We start from the raw sequence: 17,735 nt of genomic DNA on the forward strand, positions 1-17,735 counted from the left end.
TTGACGGAGATGCCGATCATCAGCCCGAGCGTGAAGAGCGAGTTCATCAGCGGCTTTCCCCATTCCGTCTCCCGCTCGCAGAAATGGGCGTCGATATGCAGCGGCTGCGGGTTCAGGGTCATGTTGGAGAACAGCATGTTGTCCATCTGCGTCACCGTGCGGGTGAGGCGATGGCGGAAGACCTGCCCGACCTCGAAATCCTCGAGATACAGGCCGCCGCGCGGATGACGTTGGGCTTCGGATATGGTCATGCGGTCGTTCTTTCCCCGGATCTCGCGGAGGGTCCCGTTTCGAGTTCATTTACCATGATTTGACAGGGTGAAGCCTCTCTTCCCGGGCGTCCATCCATGATCGTCAGCCGCTTTCTGCTCTGGGCCCGCTCGGCCCCCCCGGGCCACCGCGCCGAGGCCACGGCGGCGCTCGCCAACGCCTTTCTCTATTCGGATCTCTCGCCCGAGGACCGGGAGGAGGCGAGGACGGCCCTCACGGCGATGCTGGACGATTCCTCGACGCTGGTCCGGCGCGCCATGGCCGAGGCCCTGGCCTCCTCGACCGCGGCCCCGCGCCACCTGATCGTGGCCCTCGCCAACGATGCCGCCGAGATCGCGGCCATCGTGCTCGGGCGCTCTCCCCTCCTGGCCGATTGCGACCTGGTCGATGCCGCCGCTCTCGGCGAGGAGCGCGTCCAATGCGCGATCGCGGGCCGGCCGGGATTGTCGCGGGCCGTGTCCGCGGCGGTTGCGGAGATCGGCGGGCCGGCCGCCCTCGTCGCGCTCGCCTCCAACCGCGAGGCCGACATCCCCGCCTTCAGCCTCTCGCGGATGATCGAGCGGCATGGAGGCGAGGGCGCGCTTCGCGAAGCTCTCCTGGCGCGGCCGGACCTGCCGGTCGACATCGCCCAGGCCATCGCCGCGGCGCTCGCCGAGTCGCTCGGCCGCTTCGTCACCGATTGCGGCTGGCTCAGCCCGGAACGGTCGGGCCGGGTGACGCGCGAGGCGCGCGAGCGCGCGACCGTGGCTCTCTCCGGCGAGGCGGAGGGCGAGGACGCGTCCCGGCTCGTCGGCCATCTGCGCCGGTCGGGGCAGCTCACGCCGGCCCTCATGCTGCGCGCGATCCTCTCGCGCAGCATCGGCTTCGCCGAGGCCGCCTTCGCGGAATTGTCCGGCCTCGCGCCGGGCCGCGTCGTCGCGATCCTCAAGGACGAGCGTGGCAGCGCCTTCCGCTCGCTCTATGCACGCGCGGGAATGCCGCAGACGCTGCGGCCAGCCTTCGAGGCCGCTCTCGCAGCCCATCGCGAGCTGCGCGCCAAGGGCCGGTCGGACGCCTCCCTCTCGCGGCGCATGGTCGAGCGCACGCTCGCCTTCTGCGAGGCGCTGCCGGCGGAGGAAGCGGGCAAGCTGGTCGCGCTCCTGCGCCGCTTCGAGGCCGAGGCCGCGCGCGAGGAGGCCCGCCGCGTCGCTTCCAACCTCGCCGATCGGGCGGCGCTCGCGCTCGTCCTGGAATATGCGCCGGCCGCCTTCGTCGAGGAGCCGGGGCGCGAAGCCGCCTAGACCCCGAATTGCTCGCGCAGGATGCGCTCGTCGAGGCTGTGGTCCGGGTCGTGCAGCATCACGAGGTCGACGGAATGGTCCATCGAGGCCGCGACGTGGCGGACCCGGCGGAACTCGAAATGGTCGGCGACGGCGCTGACCGGCCTCCTCTCGGGCTCGTTGACGGTGACGGCGATCCTCGCCCGGTCGGGCAGGAGCGCGCCGCGCCAGCGCCGGGGCCGGAAGGCCGAGATCGGCGTCAGGGCCAGGAGCGAGGAGCCGAGCGGCAGGATCGGGCCGCCGACCGAGAGGTTGTAGGCAGTCGAGCCGGCGGGCGTGGCGAGCAGGATGCCGTCCGAGATCAGCTCCGCGAGGCGGATCTTGCCGTCGACCTCGATGATGAGCTTCGCGGTCTGGTGCGTCTGCCGCAGCATGTGCACCTCGTTGATGGCATAGGCGCGATGCTGCCGGCCGGCGGTGTCCTCGGCCTCCATGAGCAGCGGATGGGCGACGCTGCGCTGGGCCGCCTCCAGCCGCTCGAGCAACCCCTCCGCCCGGAATTCGTTCATCAGGAAGCCGACCGTGCCCTTGTGCATCCCGTAGATCGGCTTTCCGGTGCCGAGGAACTCGTGCAGCGTCGCCAGCATCAGCCCGTCGCCGCCGAGCGCGACGACGACATCCGCCTCCCGGGGCGGAACGTGGGCATATTCGGCCTTCAGCATCTCCGCCGCGGCCTCGGCCTCCGGCGTGCGGCTCGAGACGAAGGCCACGGTCGCGAAACGTCGCGCCATCGGGGACTCCCGCCCGGCTGAGATCCGGGCCGTACGGCTCTACACGAGCGTCGGGGCGTGGGGGAAGCAAGCTCCGGCCTCACCCGCAACCCTCCCCTGCGAAAAGCCTGTGGCGCAAGGGGCGAGGCCTCTGCGCGGGACCGTAGGCGGGCCGAAGGCGGCCCCGAAGGGCTTGATTATTCCTGGAACAAGAGAAAAACCCCGCGGCCGATCGCCGGATATCATGCTGGCGGCAGCCGATGGGAGACGGTCCGTTGAGCGAGACCCCGAGCGACGGCCTGCCCGTTCCCAGGCGCTACTGGTCGATCGTCGCGATCTGGCTTGCCATCACGCTCGCGGTGCTCGATTCCGCGGTCGTGAACGTCGCGCTTCCCACGATCGCGCGGGAGTTCCGCATCGAGCCGCACGAGGCGATCTGGATCGTCAACGCCTACCAGATCGTGATCGTGGTCTCCCTCCTGCCGATGGCCTCGCTCGGGGAGATCTTCGGCTATCACCGGGTCTATCTCGTCGGGCTCGCCCTCTTCACCCTGGCCTCGCTCGCCTGCGCCCTGTCCGGCACGCTCGTCGAGCTGACCGCCGCCCGCATCGTGCAGGGCTTCGGCGCTGCGGGCGTCATGTCCATCAACGCCGCCCTCGTGCGCTTCACCTATCCCCAGCGCATGCTCGGGCGCGGCATGGGGCTCAACGCGATGGTGGTGTCGCTCGCCTCCGCCTCCGCCCCGTCGCTCGCGGCGGCGATCCTGTCGGTGGCGAGCTGGCCGTGGCTGTTCGCCGTCAATATCCCGATCGGCCTGCTCGCCATGGCGCTGGCCGCCTCCGCCCTGCCGCGCATCCCGCGCGTCCGCCGCCGCTTCGATTTCGTGGGCGCCTTCCTGAACGCGGTGGCCTTCGGCCTCCTGATCGGCGGCGTGGACCTCCTCACCCGCATGGGACAGCCCGTGGTCGGCTCGCTGCTGATGGCCGGCGGCCTCACCTCCTTCGTCGTGCTCGCGCTGAAGGGCCGGGGAGAGGCCAATCCCATCCTGCCGACCGACCTCCTGCGGATTCCGATCTTCGGCCTGTCGGTCGCGACCTCGATCTGCTCCTTCTGCGCGCAGATGCTGGCGCTGGTCTCGCTGCCGTTCCTGTTCGACCACGTCATGCATCGCAGCCCCGCCCAGATCGGCCTCCTGCTCACGCCCTGGCCGATCATGGTGGGGCTGCTCGGGCCCTTCGCCGGCGCCATGGCCGACCGGGTCTCGGCGGCCCTGATGGGCTGCGTCGGTCTTCTCGTCTTCTCCGTGGGGCTCGGGGCGCTCGCCCTTCTGCCCGCCGATGCCTCCTTCTGGAACGTCGCCTGGCGGATGGCCTTGTGCGGCCTCGGCTTCGGGCTGTTCCAGTCGCCCAACAACCGGACGATGATCATGGCGGCCCCGCCGAGCCGCTCGGGCGCGGCGGGCGGCATGCTCGCGACCGCGCGCCTCACGGGCCAGACGGCGGGCGCGACGATGGTGGCGATCCTCTTCGCGCTGCGCCCGGAGGGGGGAGGGGAAAAGCTCGCGCTCACGGTCGCGGCCGGAGTAGCCCTCGCGGGAGCTGCCGCGAGCGCCATGCGCTTCGGCGCACCGCGGCCCGGCGCGCCGAGTGCATGATCCCGGAGGCGGGAACCGGCTTTCGGGATCCTGCTCGAGGGAATGAGCCGAGGCGATGCCTGAGATCCTGCTCTTGTGGCGCGACCGGAAGGGGCGGCCGTCTCCCTTGCGAATCGCGACCCTTGCCGTGCTGGCCGCCCCCGTCCTGCTGCTCGGGCTCGACGCGGTGCGCGGTGCGCTCGGCGGGCGGCCGCTGAACGCGGCGATCCACCGCACCGGCTGGTGGGCGCTCGTCTTCCTCCTGGCGTCGCTCGCCGTGACGCCTTTGCGTCGCTCCGGCCGCTTCTCCCAGCTCTTCGATGTCCGCCGCATGATCGGCGTCGCGAGCTTCGCCTATGCGGCTCTTCACGTCGCGCTCTTCGTCGTAGACCTGAAGCTCGACCTCGTGAAGGCGGCGACCGAGATCGTCTCGCGCCTCTACCTGACGATCGGCTTCCTCGCCCTGCTCGGGCTCGCAGTTCTTGCGGCCACCTCGAACGACGCCATGGTGAAGCGGCTCGGCGGGCTTCGCTGGCGCCGCCTGCACCAAGCGACCTATGTCATCGCGCTGCTCGCGCTCGTCCATTTCTTCCAGCAGACGAAGGCGGATATCGTCGTCCCGACCCTCTATGCCGGGCTCTTCCTCTGGCTCATGGCCTATCGCCTGCTCGCAGCGCGCTCGGGCGAGGCGGGATTGACGCCTCTGCGGCTCGCCCTCCTCGCGATCGCGGCCTCCGCGCTCGTCTTCCTCGGCGAGGGGATCGGCCTTGCGCTCGCCTTCCACCAGCCGCTGCGGGATTTCCTGCCGCAATATTTCGCCAGCATCGCCGATCCCGATCTCGGCTTGCGGCCGGGCTGGCCGGTCCTGGCCGCCGGGCTCGCGGTGGCGGTGCTGGACGCCCTGCCCGGTCGCCGGCCTGCCCCCGGCTTCCCCCGCCAAGGTCCGATTGGCGCGGGACAGCGCCTGTCCTAAACCTCCGGGCCGATGCCCGTCCCGATGCGGGCTGCCGGAGGCGATGCATGCGCGCGCTGATGCAGGATTGGAAGCTCCTGATCCACAAGGTGATCGACTACGCCGCCGCCGAGCATCCCGAGCGGGCGGTGATCTCGCGCCTGACCGAAGGACCCCTGCACCGCTCCAATTACCGCGAGGTGAGGGAGCGGGCGCTGAAGGTCGCCAAGCGCCTGTCGCGCGACGGGATCCGGCCCGGCGACCGCGTCGCGACCCTCGCCTGGAACAATCACCGCCACCTCGAGGCGTGGTACGGCATTGCCGGGCTCGGCGCCGTCTACCACACCATCAATCCGCGCCTCTTCCCCGAGCAGATCCTCTACATCGCCAACCATGCCGAGGACCGCATCCTCTTCCTCGACCTGACCTTCGTGCCGCTGATGGAGAAGCTGGCCGACAAGCTGCCCCTGATCGAGCGCTACGTCGTGCTGACGGACGGGGCGCATATGCCGCCGACGAGCCTTCGGAACGCCGTTCCCTACGAGGAGTGGATCGCGGAGGCGGATGCGGATTTCCGCTGGGCGGATGTCGAGGAGACGACGGCCGCGGGCCTCTGCTACACCTCCGGCACCACCGGCGAGCCCAAGGGCGTGCTCTATTCGCACCGCACGAACCTGCTCCAGGCGCTGATGACCTCGCAGGCCGACGCCTTCGGCCTGTCGGCGCGGGACGTCGTCATGCCGGTCGTGCCGCTCTTCCATGCCAATAGCTGGTCGCTCGCCTTCGCCGCGCCGATGATCGGCAGCGCGCTCGTGATGCCGGGCCCCAGGCTCGACGGCGCCTCCGTCCACGATATCCTGACGACGCAGAAGGTGACCTTCACCGCCGCGGTGCCGACCATCTGGTTCGCCCTCCTCCAGCACATGGAGCAGTTCGGCCTCCGGCTGCCCGACCTGGAGCGCGTCGCCATCGGCGGCTCGGCCTGCCCGCCCGCCGTCATCGAGGCTTTCGAGCGCAAATACGGCGTCCAGGTCCTGCATGCCTGGGGCATGACCGAGATGAGCCCGGTCGGCTCGATCTGCTCCATCAAGCCCGAGGTGGCGAGCGACGACTACGAGCAATTGCTCGCCACCAAGGCCACGCAGGGCTGCGCGCCCTTCGGCGTCGAATGGAAGATCACCGACGACGAGGGCCGCGAATTGCCGCGCGACGGCAAGACCTTCGGCCGCCTCAAGGTGCGCGGCTGGGCCGTCGTGCGGCGCTATTTCAAGCGCGAGGACGAGGAGATCCTGGACGAGGACGGCTATTTCGACACCGGCGACGTCGCGACGCTCAGTCCGCACGGCTACATGCGCATCACCGACCGGGCAAAGGACGTGATCAAGTCGGGCGGCGAATGGATCTCCTCGATCGACATCGAGAACCTGGCGGTCGGCCATCCCGCCGTCGCCGAGGCGGCGGTGATCGGGATCGCCCATCCGAAATGGGACGAGCGGCCCCTCCTCGTCGTCGTACCCGCGCCGGGCGCGGCGCCGACGCGGGAGGAGGTTCTGGACTTCCTGCGTCCGAAGATCGCCAAATGGTGGATGCCGGACGACGTGGTGATCGTCGGGGAGCTGCCGCATACGGCGACCGGCAAGCTGCTCAAGACCGAGCTTCGCCGGCGCTTCGCCGATTACCGCCTGCCGGGGACGTAGCCCGCCAGCGGGCAGAAGCGGTTCACTCCCGATCGATCGGCCAGCGCTGGAACACCTCCAGCCGCTCGCAGGCGGCGGCTTGGGCGGCGAGGGCCGGCCATCGGGCCTCGTCCACATATTCAGGGATGACGTAGCGGCAGAAGCCCCAGGCGACCGCCGCCATGATGCCTGCCGGCCGAAGGTCGGGAACGGCGCCGAGGCGGCCCTCCGCCGCGGCGGCGTCGAGGAGGCCCAGAGCGGTTTCGAGCTGGACGACGATCCGCTCCATCCAGGGCCGATGCCTCTGCGGCTCGGGCCGCTTGCGCTCATATTCCACGCCCACCGCCTTGTCGGCCGCCACGATCGCGATGCCCGTCAGGGCGAGGTCGCGCGTGCGGGCAAGGGAGGCCGAGGGGCGGAGCGAGCGGCCGGCGACGTCCTCGAAATGCTGGATGATCAGGGTCGAATCGGTGAGGACCGTGCCGTCGTCGGCGACGAGGCTCGGCGCCTTGACCAGCGGGTTGATGGCGCGGAATGCGTCCATGTGCCGGAACACCGAGACCGAGCGATGCTCGAAATCGAGGCCGAGCAGCGTGCCGGTGACGGCGGCGCGGCGCACATAGGGGCTGTCGAGCATTCCGACGAGAAGCATCGCGGTCTCCGTATCCGCCGCGAAATTGCAGGCTGCGTGCCAGGGCCGCAAACGAGAAACCGTGATGCAGGTCATCACGGTTGCTCATCCGGTCGCTCTGAGGAGCGGCCCTGCTTCTCCCCGTTTCACGGGGAGAAGCAGGGGAGGGTCAGGCCGCCTGGAGGAGCTTCTCCACCTCGTTGACCAATTCGCGCAGGTGGAAGGGCTTGGAGAGCACCTTCGCGTCGCGCGGCGCCTTCAGGTCGGGATTGAGCGCCACGGCGGCGAAGCCGGTGATGAACATCACCTTGATGTCCGGGTCGAGTTCGGTCGCCCGGCGGGCCAGCTCGATGCCGTCCATCTCGGGCATGACGATGTCCGTGAGAAGCAGCTCGAAAGGCTCCTCGCGCAGGCGGTTATAGGCGGAGGCGCCGTTGTCGAAGGACGACACGTCGTAGCCCGCGTTTTGCAGCGCCTTCGCCAGAAAGCGGCGCATGTCGTTATCGTCTTCCGCCAGCAGGATCTTCATCGGGTGTGCCTAATCGACGTCGAGGCCGAACCTTTCCCATAAACCTTGAACAGGGTAAACGAGCGGTAAAGGAAGCTCGGGGCGATTTGGAGCATGGACAGCGCGGTCCCCGCTCGCCAGACTAGGAGCGATGGTGACGCGTTCCCGCACGATTCTGCCTTGAGCCCCTATCTCCCGGACCCCGAATTCGAGCCGCCCTTCGACGTCGTCGAGCCGCTGCGGCTCGCGACGCCCTTCGTGTTCAACACGCCGCATTCGGGCTGCATCTATCCTCCCGGCTTCATCGCGGCCTCGAGCCTCGATCCGACCGCTTTGCGGCGCTCGGAGGACGCTCATATCGACCGCCTCTTCGGCGGGGTCGTCGCGCTCGGCGCGCCGCTGATGAGCGCGCGCTTCCCGCGCGCCTATCTCGACGTCAATCGCGAGCCCTACGAACTCGATCCGCGCATGTTCGAGGGCCGGCTGCCGGCCCATGCCAATACGCGCTCGATGCGGGTCGCGGGCGGGCTCGGCACGATTCCCCGGATCGTCGCCGACGGCCACGAGATCTATCGCCGCCGCCTGCCCCTGGAGGAGGCGTTCCGGCGCATCGAGACGCTCTACCGGCCCTATCACCTGGCGCTCGACGCCCTGCTCGAGCGGACCTTCGCGCAGTTCGGCGAGGCCATCCTGATCGATTGCCATTCCATGCCCTCGACGGGACCCCTGCGCGACGAGGGCGGCACGGCCGAGATCGTGCTCGGCGACCGCTACGGCACGAGCTGCGCGCCGCGCCTCACCGAGACCATCGAGGCCGCCTTTCGGGCGCGGGGCTTCGGCGTCGTGCGCAACAAGCCCTATGCCGGCGGCTTCATCACCGAGCATCACGGCGCGCCGGCGTTCCGGCGTCATGCGCTCCAGATCGAGATCAACCGTGCGATCTACATGGACGAGAAGACGCTTGTGCCGTCCCCGAGCTTCGGGAGGATCGCGACGCAGATCGTCGACATCTTCGCGGAGGTGATGGCGGAACTGGAGATCGGCCAGGAGCCGCGGCCGATGGCGGCCGAATGATCCGCCAAGAAAAAGAGCCGCCCCGCAGGGCGGCCCAAGTCTAGGGAGGAAACGCCCAAGGAGGGCAGCAACGCCCAAAGACGTTGCATGGATAAAGATAGGGCATGCTGCAAGTCCTGCAAGGTCCAATCGTGGCGTGCAGCGCATTCGGCCGGGGACTGCGGCAATCGGGTGACAGGCGCGGGTGACAGGCGGCGATCTCGATCCGGGGCCGCAATGGCGAGGCAGGCATGAAACCGATCGATTTTTCCGACTTCGTCGAAGAACTGGCGGCGGCGTCCGGCCGCAGCATCCTGCCGTTCTTCCGCACCACCCTCGCGGCGGAGGACAAGTCGGGCGGGGGCGTCTTCGACCCGGTGACGGAAGCGGACAAGGCCGCCGAGGTGACGCTGCGCCGGCTCATCGCCGGAGCCTTTCCCGGGCACGGCATCGTCGGGGAGGAATTCGGCAACGAGCGCGAGGATGCGGAATTCGTCTGGGTTCTCGATCCGATCGACGGCACGAAGTCCTTCGTCTCCGGCTTTCCGCTCTGGGGCACCCTGATCGGCCTCCTGCGCAATGGCCGGGCCGCCTACGGCATGATGCACCAGCCTTTCATCGGGGAGCGATTCTTCGGCGACGGGGGCGGGGCCGGATATCGCGGGCCGCATGGCTCGCGCACGATTCGAACGCGCCCCTGCGCGAGTCTCGCGGAGGCGACGCTCTCGACGACGAGCCCGAGCCTGATCCCGGGCGATCTCCTGCCACGCTACCGGCGCGTGGAGGAAGCCGCCCGCCTCACCCGCTACGGCTATGATTGCTACGCTTATTGCATGCTGGCGTCGGGCCATATCGACGTCGTGGTCGAGGCCGGGCTGAAGCCCTACGACATCGTCGCCCTCATCCCGATCATCGAGGGGGCGGGGGGGATTGTGACCACCTGGACGGGCGAGCGCGCCGAGGGCGGAGGCGCGATCGTGGCCTGCGGCGACCGGCGCCTTCATGCGCAGGTGCTGGAGTTGCTGGCGGGTTAGGCCGCAAAGGCGTCGAAAGCCTCCCAGAACCGCTCGAGAATGGCGTCGCTCTCCATCAGGATTTCGTGGCGCGCCTCGGGCAGGACGAGGATGCGTCCGTCCGGGAGGGCCTGGGCGAAGCGCAGCATGTCGGGGGTGGAGCAGACCGGGTCGCTTCCGCTCAGCACCATCAGGACCGGCAGCCGGATCGAGGCGGCGACCTCCGGGCGCGAGAGGTTGTCCATCGCGTCATAGGCGGTGGCGAGCCAGCCGATGGTCGGCGATCCGATGGCCTGCCAGTCCAGGGCGCGGGCGAGGGCGGCGTCGCGCTCGTAGCGTCCGGGATCGCTCGAGAGCAGGTTGTGGCGGAAGGGGCGCGTGGAGATCGAGGGGCGGCGGCCGCCGGGGACCATCCGCTCGCCGAGCCCCGCGCGGACGAGCAGATGCGCGAGGCGCTTGGCGGGTGCGACGGGGCGCACCAGGCTGAGGCCGACCATCGGGTTGATGCAGGCGAGGCGTTCGGCTCCGAGCCAGCCTTCATGCGCGCCCGTCAGCGCGACTGCCGCGCCCATCGAATGGGCGAGGACCGTCACCCGCTCCCCGGCCGGGATCGTCGCCCGCGCCGCCTCGTAGTCGAGCCGGAAATCGGTGAAGAGCCGCACATGCCCGGCATGAGGCTCCGCCAGCAGGCGGTCGGAGGCGCCCTGGCCGCGCCAGTCGAAGGCGAGGACGGCGAAGCCGCGCTTGCGCAGCTCCGCGACGATCTCGAAATATTTCTCGACGAATTCCGCCCGCCCCTGGAGCAGGAGCAGGGTCCCGCGATCCGGGGGCGCCGAGGCGAGCCGCGGCCAGAAGACGCTTCGCAGCGTGATCCCGTCGGCCGCCCGCAGGGGAGTGATCTCCGCACCCGCGGGGGCGGGGTTGAACGGCGTTTCGAGCAGCCCCATGGACGCCCGGGCAATCACATTTTCGGGGCGGACGATCTTGAACAGGCGCGATCTCCTCACCAATTCACGCCTGTGCCGGCCATGACGGCGGCACGACGGTCCGGCCCTCGGGCGGACCTTCATACTGCATGTCGCTTTACGGAGGATATGCCATGCGACAGTACGATCTTGCTCCCGTTTATCGCAACACCGTCGGCTTCGACCGCTTGTTTTCGATGCTCGACAATCTCGGCGGCGTCGAATCCGCCCCCTCCTATCCGCCCTACAATATCGAGCGCACGGGCGAGAACGCCTATCGCATCTCGGTCGCGGTGGCTGGCTTCACCCAGGACGACCTCGCCATCGAGACGCGGGAGAACGCTCTCTCCGTGAAGGGTGAGAAGAAGCTCGACCAGGACAAGAAGGCGGATGTTCTCTACCAGGGCATCGCCGCGCGCAGCTTCGAGCGCCGCTTCCAGCTTGCCGACTACGTCCAGGTGACCGGCGCGGTGCTGGAGAACGGCCTGCTCCATATCGATCTGGTGCGCGAGATCCCCGAGACCAAGAAGCCTCGGCAGATCGCCATCGGCGGCGCTGCTCCCAAGACGATCGACGGCAGCGTGAAGGTCGCAGCCTGACCCGCGATTCGGCGGCTCCGGCCGCTGTAGAGAGAATCCACGCCCCGGCTTGCCGGGGCGTTTTCGCATGGGCAGGCCCACTATTCCCCGGTGGGCGGGGGCGGATCCGGGGGCTGGGGAAGGTTGTCGAGTTGCGAGGCGCCCGCGCCCGCATTGAGGGGCGTCACGCCGGGAATCACGCGAATCGTCTTGGGCTCGGCCGGGCGGGCCTCGGCCACCGGCTTCTTCGGCGGAGGGGGCGGCTGCGCCGCCTTGCGTCCGTCTCCGTCCTTCGTGCTCCGCTTCGGCCTGGACGCGCCGCCGGGGTCGATGCCGAAAGGCGGCGCGCCGGGCCCGCCCGTCCCGAGGTCGCCCCGGCTCTCGGTGCGGGCCTGGCGGCTTCCCGCGCGTCCCTCGAAGGGGTGGGGATCGGCGAGGCGCGGATCGGCGGGGGAGGGCAGGGCCTCGCCTCGCGCCGGTCCTGAAGCAGCCGCACCCCTGCGCGGGCGGGGTGCGGGATGCGGGGTTGCGCCGGGCTCGGGATAAAGCTCGTCGGCATCGAGCGGGCGGCCGCCATAGCGGCGCGGGCGCGGGGCGGGCTCCTCGCCATAGGGGGCGGGCGGACCCGCGACGGCGGTGCGGTTCAGGATGATGCCGCGGATGGCGTCGACGACGATCTGCTGGCGCATGCCGCCGGGCCCCGTCGCCTGGACGATGTAGAGCGTGCCCGTGAAGCGGGGCCGGCCGACATCCTCGAAGCCCATCTCCTCCAGCCGGTCGACGATCGCGCCGGCCGGGAGCGGGCGCGGTGCGCGGGCGGCCGGATGCCGGCCGCGGGGCCGGTCATATCCGGGCGGCGGCGGCTCGTTGTAGAAATAGGGGCTCGCGGGCAGGCTGTAGCCAAAGCCGTAGCCCAGCTCGACATAATACTGGGCCGAGGCCGGGGAGGCGGAGAATGCGCCTGCCAGGAGCAGGAACATCGAGGAAGTCAGGGCGGATCGAGCGGTCATGGTGCGGCCGTGAGGCGAGCCTCCGAGCGGATGTCCTTCCCAGCTTCGTTGCAGATTGGGGCGGTCTCGCGGCGTCGCGCTAACGTTTTGTTTACCATTTCTCGGAAGCGGCGGTCGCGAGAAGCAGGTCGACCGCTTCCGGCCGGGTGGCGAAGGAGGTCACGAAACGGACGAGCGTTTCGTCCTCTCCCACCCGAATCCCTTCCGGCAGGAAGCGGGGCGACCAGGGATGGTAGAGCGCGCCGGCCGCCGCGATGGCGCGGTCGATGGCGCGGGGCAGGATCGCGAAGACGGCATTCGATTCGGTCGGCCAGGCGAGCCTCGCGCCGGGAAGGCGGGCGAGGCCGCCCGAGAGCCGCGCTGCCATGGCGTTGGCGTGGCGCGCATGGGCGAGCCACGCATCGGCGTCGAGATAGCCTTCGAGCTGGGCCGCCAGGAACCGCGACTTCGAGAAGGTGTGGCCGCCGCGCTTGCGCCGGTAGGCGAGGCTTTCGGCGAGGCGCGGGGAGAACACGATCACGGCCTCGGCCGCGAGGCAGCCGTTCTTGGTGGCGCCGAAGGAGAGGATGTCGATTCCCGCTTTCCAGGTCATCTCGGCCGGGCTCGCGCCGAGCCGCACGAGGGCGTTGGCGAAACGTGCCCCGTCCATGTGCAGGGCGAGCCCGCGCGAGCGGCACAGCGCTCCGATCGCGGCAATCTCGTCCTGGCCGTAGACGAGGCCGCATTCGGTCGCCTGCGAGAGGGAGACCGCCTGGGCCGGCATCTGCTTGACGTGGTCGGGCAGGCGGTCGAGCACCCTCTCGACCTCTGCGGCATCGAGCTTGCATCCGGTTCCGGCGAGACCGATCAGCTTGGCGCCGTGGCTGAAGAATTCCGGCGCCCCGCATTCGTCGTCGGCGACATGGGATTCGACATGGCAGAGGCAAGACCCCCAGGGAGACACGGCCGCGGCAAGGGCGAGAGCGTTGGCGGCGGTCCCGGTGGCGACAGGGAACACCGCCACCTCGTGTTCGAACAGCTCGGCGAATCGCGCCTCCACCCGCTTCGTCCAGGCATCGGTGCCGTAGGCCGGCGCGGGGCCCGCATTGGCCCGCAGGAGCGCCTCCATCACGCCAGGGCTCGCACCCTCCACGTTGTCGCTGGCGAAGTTCAGGGAGAGGCCGGTGGTCATGGGAAGAGCCTGATGGCCGAGGCCGAGCCGTCCCACAAGACGCGCCGTGGGCGGAACGATTTTTCGGCGATGATCCGCTTGTGCGCGGCCGTGAAATCTGTCACGGTTCAAAACTAGGACAGGGATGCTGTCCTACCTGACCCGAGTTCCGAGTGTCGGAGAGGCTTGTCGTGAACGCTGCGGCGACGACGAAAACGGACACGGAAGGCGTGCGCAACGGCACGGAGGGTACGCGCGGCTGAAAGGCTGCGCCTGCCCGCGACAGGCGGGCGCGAAGATCGGGTCGCGGCCGCCTCGATGAGGTGATCACGGCCCGGGACGATCCCCACAATCGATCCGGGCGAGTCGAGGCTGTCCTTGCCGAAGGACGGAAATGGCGGGGAATATGATGGGCGAGAGCACGGGCATCGGAAGGGGCATGGGACTTGGCCGCGGATTGCCGGCGGCCGCGCTGCGAGGCGACGATCCGGCGCTGCCGGGCGCCCAGGGTCTCTACGATCCGGCGCAGGAGCGCGATTCCTGCGGCGTCGGCATGATCGCCGACATGAAGAACCGCAAGAGCCATCGCATCGTCGAGCAGGGCCTCCAGATCCTGGCCAATCTCGATCATCGCGGCGCCGTGGGCGGCGATCCGACGATGGGCGACGGCTGCGGCATCCTGGTCCAGATCCCGCACCGCTTCTTCGCGGAGGAATGCGCCGCGCTGGGCATCACGCTGCCCGAGCCCGGCCAGTACGGCATCGGCCATTTCTTCATGCCGCGCGAGGAGGAGGCGCGCCGCGAGGTCAAGGAGATCGTGACCCGGGTCGTGGCCGACGAGGGGCTCGTCCTCCTCGGCTGGCGCGAGGTGCCGGTCCGCTCCGAAGACCTCAGCCCCTCGGTCGCCGCGACCGAGCCGGGGCAGCGCCAGGTCTTCATCGGCTCGGCGAAGCCCATCCAGGATGCCGAAGCCTTCGAGCGCCGGCTCTTCATCGTCCGCAAGGTGATCTCGAATGCCGTCTACGAGCGGCGCGACACGGATCTGTCGAAGTTCTACCCCGTCAGCCTGTCGTCGCGGACCGTCGTCTACAAGGGCATGGTGCTCGTCCACGAGCTGGGCCGCTATTACCGCGACCTCGAGGATCCGCGCTTCGAGAGTGCCATCGCGCTCGTCCACCAGCGCTTCGCCACCAACACCTTTCCATCCTGGCGGCTTGCGCATCCCTATCGCTTCGTCGCCCATAACGGCGAGATCAACACGCTGCGCGGCAACGTGAACTGGATGGCGGCCCGACAGGCTTCGGTCGATTCGGATCTGTTCGGCAACGACATCTCGAAGCTGTGGCCGATCTCCTACGAGGGCCAGTCGGACACCGCCTGCTTCGACAACGCGCTCGAATTCCTGATCCGCGGCGGCTATTCGCTGCCTCATGCCATGATGATGCTCGTGCCCGAGGCGTGGGCGGGCAATCCGCTCATGGACGAGGACCGGCGCGCCTTCTACGAATACCACGCCGCCCTCATGGAGCCCTGGGACGGGCCGGCCGCGATCGTCTTCACCGACGGGCGACAGATCGGCGCCACTCTCGACCGCAACGGCCTGCGCCCCGCGCGCTTCCTCGTGACCGAGGACGGGCTCGTCGTGCTCGCTTCCGAGGCCGGCGTGCTGCCGATCCCCGAGGAGACGATCGTCCAGAAGTGGCGCCTCCAGCCGGGGCGCATGCTGCTGATCGATCTCGAAGAGGGGCGGATCGTCGAGGACGAGGAGATCAAGCGCCAGCTCGCCACCGCCCATCCCTACAAGGACTGGCTGAAGCGCACGCAGATGGTGCTGGAGGACCTGCGCAAGGTGCAGCCGCGCGAGCCGCGCGGCGACGTCTCCCTGCTCGATCGCCAGCAGGCTTTCGGCTACACCCAGGAGGACCTGAAGCTGCTCATGCAGCCCATGGCGGTGACCGGCCAGGAGGCGGTCGGCTCGATGGGGACGGATACCCCGATCTCGGCCCTCTCCTCGAAGTCGAAGCTGCTCTATACCTATTTCAAGCAGAATTTCGCCCAGGTTACGAACCCGCCGATCGACCCGATCCGCGAGGAACTCGTGATGAGCCTCGTCTCCTTCATCGGGCCGCGGCCGAACATTCTGGACCTCGAAGGGACCAGCCGGCGCAAGCGCCTCGAGGTGCGCCAGCCCATCCTCACCAACGAGGACCTGGAGAAGATCCGCTCCATCGGTCATTACGAGGACCGCTTCGACACCAAGACCCTCGATATCACCTATCCGAGCGAGGCCGGCGCGGCCGGGCTCGAAGGGGCGCTCGCGCGCCTGTGCGACCGCGCCGAGGCGGCCTTGCATGGCGGCTACAACATCATCGTGCTTTCCGACCGGGCGGTGGGGCCGGACCGCATCCCGATTCCGGCGCTGCTGGCGACGGCGGCGGTGCATCATCACCTGATCCGGCGGGGCTTGCGCACCTCGGTCGGCCTCGTGCTGGAGACGGGCGAGGCGCGCGAGGTGCATCATTTCGCCTGTCTCGCCGGCTACGGCGCGGAGGCGATCAATCCCTATCTCGCGTTCGAGACGCTGCTCGCCATGAAGGACGAGATGCCGCCGGAGGTCGAGGAGCACGAGATCGTCTATCGCTACATCAAGTCGATCGACAAGGCGCTGCTCAAGGTCATGTCCAAGATGGGCATCTCGACCTACCAGTCCTATTGCGGCGCGCAGATCTTCGACGCGGTGGGCCTCAAGTCCGATTTCGTGGCGAAGTATTTCTTCGGCACCGCGACGAAGATCGAGGGCGTCGGCCTGGCCGAGATCGCCGAGGAAACGGCGTGCCGGCACCGGGACGCCTTCGGCGACGCGCCGATCTATCGGAGCGCGCTCGATGTCGGCGGCGAATATGCCTATCGCCTGCGCGGCGAGGACCATGTCTGGACGCCGGACAGCGTGGCCGCGCTCCAGCACGCGGTGCGTCTCAACGCGAAGGAGCGCTACCAGGAATTCGCCCGGCTCGTGAACGAGCAGGGCGAGCGGCTGAAGACGCTCCGCGGCCTCTTCCGCATCAGGAGCGCCGAGGAGATGGGCGCGAGCCCCGTGCCGCTCGAAGAGGTCGAGACCGCCGCCGAGATCGTCAAGCGCTTCTCGACGGGCGCGATGTCCTACGGCTCGATCTCGCGCGAGGCGCACGAGACGCTCGCGATCGCCATGAACGCGATCGGCGGCAAGTCGAATACCGGCGAGGGGGGCGAGCTGTCCGAGCGCTATCGGCCGCTGCCGGACGGGCGCTCGAAGCGCTCGGCGATCAAGCAGGTCGCCTCGGGACGCTTCGGCGTCACGACCGAATATCTCGTCAATGCGGACATGATGCAGATCAAGGTGGCGCAGGGGGCCAAGCCCGGCGAGGGCGGCCAGCTTCCCGGCCACAAGGTCGATGCCAAGATTGCCAAGGTCCGGCACTCGACGCCGGGCGTCGGCCTGATCTCGCCGCCGCCGCATCACGACATCTATTCGATCGAGGATCTGGCCCAGCTCATCTTCGACCTGAAGAACGTGAACCCGGCCGCGGATGTCTCGGTCAAGCTCGTCTCCGAGATCGGCGTCGGCACGGTCGCGGCCGGCGTCGCCAAGGCGCGGGCCGACCATATCACGGTGTCCGGCTACGAGGGCGGCACGGGCGCGGCGCCCCTCACCTCCATCAAGCATGCGGGCTCGCCCTGGGAACTCGGCCTCGCCGAGACCCATCAGACGCTCGTCCTGAACAAGCTGCGCGGCCGCGTGGCGCTCCAGGCCGACGGCGGCATCCGCACCGGGCGCGACGCGCTCGTCGCCTTCCTGCTCGGGGCGGACGAGATCGGCGTCTCGACCGCGCCGCTCATCGCGGCCGGCTGCATCATGATGCGCAAGTGCCATCTCAACACCTGCCCGGTCGGCGTCGCGACCCAGGACCCGGTGCTGAGGAAGCGCTTCAAGGGCCAGCCCGAGCACGTCGTCAACTACTTCTTCTTCCTGGCCGAGGAGCTGCGCGAGCTGATGGCGCAGATGGGCGTGCGCCGCATCGACGAGCTGGTCGGGCGCGTCGATTTCCTCGACCGGGAGACGGCGATCCGGCACTGGAAGGCGAACGGGCTCGATTTCGCCGCCCTGTTCCATCGCCCGCAGGTCCCCGAGGGGACGGCGACGCGCCATGTCGAGCGCCAGCACCATCCGATCGACGACGTGCTCGACCGCAAGCTGATCGCGCAGGCCCGCGCCGCCATCGACGGCGG

Annotated in this window: 15 protein-coding genes; 8 read left to right on the forward strand and 7 right to left on the reverse strand. The window is 69.2% G+C overall.

Annotation, left to right across the window (positions count from 1 at the left end):
* The coding region (locus tag PKD06_RS13710; protein ID WP_324380959.1) for a MaoC family dehydratase at positions 1 to 251 on the reverse strand (251 nt) is incomplete at its 3' end.
* A 96-nt stretch (positions 252 to 347) separates the two neighbouring features.
* Here PKD06_RS13710 and PKD06_RS13715 point away from each other — a divergent pair.
* On the forward strand, positions 348 to 1,550 hold the full coding sequence (locus PKD06_RS13715) for a DUF2336 domain-containing protein (protein WP_324380961.1): 1,203 nt from the start codon (positions 348 to 350) through the stop codon (positions 1,548 to 1,550).
* Here PKD06_RS13715 and PKD06_RS13720 read toward each other — a convergent pair.
* Entirely contained in the window at positions 1,547 to 2,320 is a 774-nt protein-coding gene (locus PKD06_RS13720) for an NAD kinase (protein ID WP_324380963.1), read from the reverse strand. The two genes, PKD06_RS13715 and PKD06_RS13720, sit on opposite strands and share 4 nt — an antisense overlap.
* Positions 2,321 to 2,574: 254 nt before the next feature.
* Between PKD06_RS13720 and PKD06_RS13725 the strand changes: the two genes are divergently transcribed.
* From PKD06_RS13725 to PKD06_RS13735, 3 genes are read left to right on the forward strand one after another with little or no spacing between them, the layout of a single operon-like run.
* Positions 2,575 to 3,954, forward strand: a complete 1,380-nt coding sequence (locus PKD06_RS13725) for an MFS transporter (protein ID WP_324380965.1) — start codon at positions 2,575 to 2,577, stop codon at positions 3,952 to 3,954.
* A gap of 55 nt (positions 3,955 to 4,009) precedes the next feature.
* On the forward strand, positions 4,010 to 4,906 hold the full coding sequence (locus tag PKD06_RS13730; protein WP_324380967.1) for a protein-methionine-sulfoxide reductase heme-binding subunit MsrQ: 897 nt from the start codon (positions 4,010 to 4,012) through the stop codon (positions 4,904 to 4,906).
* Positions 4,907 to 4,953: 47 nt separating this feature from the next.
* Entirely contained in the window at positions 4,954 to 6,582 is a 1,629-nt protein-coding gene (locus tag PKD06_RS13735; RefSeq protein WP_324380969.1) for a long-chain-fatty-acid--CoA ligase, read from the forward strand.
* A 22-nt stretch (positions 6,583 to 6,604) separates the two neighbouring features.
* Here PKD06_RS13735 and PKD06_RS13740 read toward each other — a convergent pair whose 3' ends face one another.
* Both PKD06_RS13740 and PKD06_RS13745 read right to left on the reverse strand, forming a co-directional pair.
* Positions 6,605 to 7,213: a glutathione S-transferase gene (locus PKD06_RS13740; protein WP_324380971.1), complete on the reverse strand. Its 609-nt coding sequence runs from the start codon at positions 7,211 to 7,213 to the stop codon at positions 6,605 to 6,607.
* Positions 7,214 to 7,361: 148 nt separating this feature from the next.
* The gene (locus tag PKD06_RS13745) at positions 7,362 to 7,721 is read right to left on the reverse strand and encodes a cell cycle two-component system response regulator CpdR (protein WP_324380973.1); all 360 of its coding nucleotides are present in this window, start codon (positions 7,719 to 7,721) and stop codon (positions 7,362 to 7,364) included.
* Positions 7,722 to 7,880: 159 nt separating this feature from the next.
* On the opposite strand from PKD06_RS13745, the gene PKD06_RS13750 reads away from it, so the two are divergent.
* Both PKD06_RS13750 and hisN read left to right on the forward strand, forming a co-directional pair.
* Positions 7,881 to 8,774 carry an N-formylglutamate amidohydrolase gene (locus PKD06_RS13750; RefSeq protein ID WP_324380975.1) on the forward strand — a complete coding sequence of 298 codons (894 nt, stop codon included), beginning with the start codon at positions 7,881 to 7,883 and terminating at the stop codon, positions 8,772 to 8,774.
* A gap of 230 nt (positions 8,775 to 9,004) precedes the next feature.
* A complete protein-coding gene (hisN, locus tag PKD06_RS13755) occupies positions 9,005 to 9,787 on the forward strand; it encodes a histidinol-phosphatase (RefSeq protein ID WP_324380977.1) in 783 nt (260 codons plus the stop codon).
* On the opposite strand, the gene PKD06_RS13760 is transcribed toward hisN, so the two are convergent.
* On the reverse strand, positions 9,784 to 10,713 hold the full coding sequence (locus tag PKD06_RS13760; RefSeq protein ID WP_324380979.1) for an alpha/beta hydrolase: 930 nt from the start codon (positions 10,711 to 10,713) through the stop codon (positions 9,784 to 9,786). The two genes, hisN and PKD06_RS13760, sit on opposite strands and share 4 nt — an antisense overlap.
* Positions 10,714 to 10,865: 152 nt before the next feature.
* On the opposite strand from PKD06_RS13760, the gene PKD06_RS13765 reads away from it, so the two are divergent.
* Positions 10,866 to 11,330, forward strand: a complete 465-nt coding sequence (locus PKD06_RS13765) for an Hsp20 family protein (RefSeq protein WP_324380981.1) — start codon at positions 10,866 to 10,868, stop codon at positions 11,328 to 11,330.
* 80 nt (positions 11,331 to 11,410) lie between these two features.
* Here PKD06_RS13765 and PKD06_RS13770 read toward each other — a convergent pair whose 3' ends face one another.
* Entirely contained in the window at positions 11,411 to 12,319 is a 909-nt protein-coding gene (locus PKD06_RS13770; RefSeq protein ID WP_324380983.1) for a hypothetical protein, read from the reverse strand.
* A gap of 91 nt (positions 12,320 to 12,410) precedes the next feature.
* A complete protein-coding gene (locus PKD06_RS13775; RefSeq protein ID WP_324380986.1) occupies positions 12,411 to 13,490 on the reverse strand; it encodes a low specificity L-threonine aldolase in 1,080 nt (359 codons plus the stop codon).
* Between the two features lie 418 nt (positions 13,491 to 13,908).
* On the opposite strand from PKD06_RS13775, the gene gltB reads away from it, so the two are divergent.
* Positions 13,909 to 17,735, forward strand: a 3,827-nt coding sequence (gltB, locus tag PKD06_RS13780) for a glutamate synthase large subunit (RefSeq protein WP_324380988.1), incomplete at its 3' end; no start/stop codon positions are given.

It is taken from the genome of Enterovirga sp., from assembly GCF_035325185.1.
Lineage (GTDB): Bacteria > Pseudomonadota > Alphaproteobacteria > Rhizobiales > Beijerinckiaceae > Enterovirga.

What these genes read in the sequence shown, in the direction of transcription:
- PKD06_RS13715 (WP_324380961.1), top strand. Translation starts at nt 348, where the DNA reads ATGATCGTCAGCCGCTTTCTGCTCTGGGCCCGCTCGGCCCCCCCGGGC.
- PKD06_RS13720 (WP_324380963.1), bottom strand. Translation starts at nt 2,320, where the DNA reads ATGGCGCGACGTTTCGCGACCGTGGCCTTCGTCTCGAGCCGCACGCCG.
- PKD06_RS13730 (WP_324380967.1), top strand. Translation starts at nt 4,010, where the DNA reads ATGCCTGAGATCCTGCTCTTGTGGCGCGACCGGAAGGGGCGGCCGTCT.
- PKD06_RS13735 (WP_324380969.1), top strand. Translation starts at nt 4,954, where the DNA reads ATGCGCGCGCTGATGCAGGATTGGAAGCTCCTGATCCACAAGGTGATC.
- PKD06_RS13740 (WP_324380971.1), bottom strand. Translation starts at nt 7,213, where the DNA reads ATGCTTCTCGTCGGAATGCTCGACAGCCCCTATGTGCGCCGCGCCGCC.
- PKD06_RS13745 (WP_324380973.1), bottom strand. Translation starts at nt 7,721, where the DNA reads ATGAAGATCCTGCTGGCGGAAGACGATAACGACATGCGCCGCTTTCTG.
- hisN (WP_324380977.1), top strand. Translation starts at nt 9,005, where the DNA reads ATGAAACCGATCGATTTTTCCGACTTCGTCGAAGAACTGGCGGCGGCG.
- PKD06_RS13760 (WP_324380979.1), bottom strand. Translation starts at nt 10,713, where the DNA reads ATGGGGCTGCTCGAAACGCCGTTCAACCCCGCCCCCGCGGGTGCGGAG.
- PKD06_RS13765 (WP_324380981.1), top strand. Translation starts at nt 10,866, where the DNA reads ATGCGACAGTACGATCTTGCTCCCGTTTATCGCAACACCGTCGGCTTC.
- PKD06_RS13770 (WP_324380983.1), bottom strand. Translation starts at nt 12,319, where the DNA reads ATGACCGCTCGATCCGCCCTGACTTCCTCGATGTTCCTGCTCCTGGCA.
- PKD06_RS13775 (WP_324380986.1), bottom strand. Translation starts at nt 13,490, where the DNA reads ATGACCACCGGCCTCTCCCTGAACTTCGCCAGCGACAACGTGGAGGGT.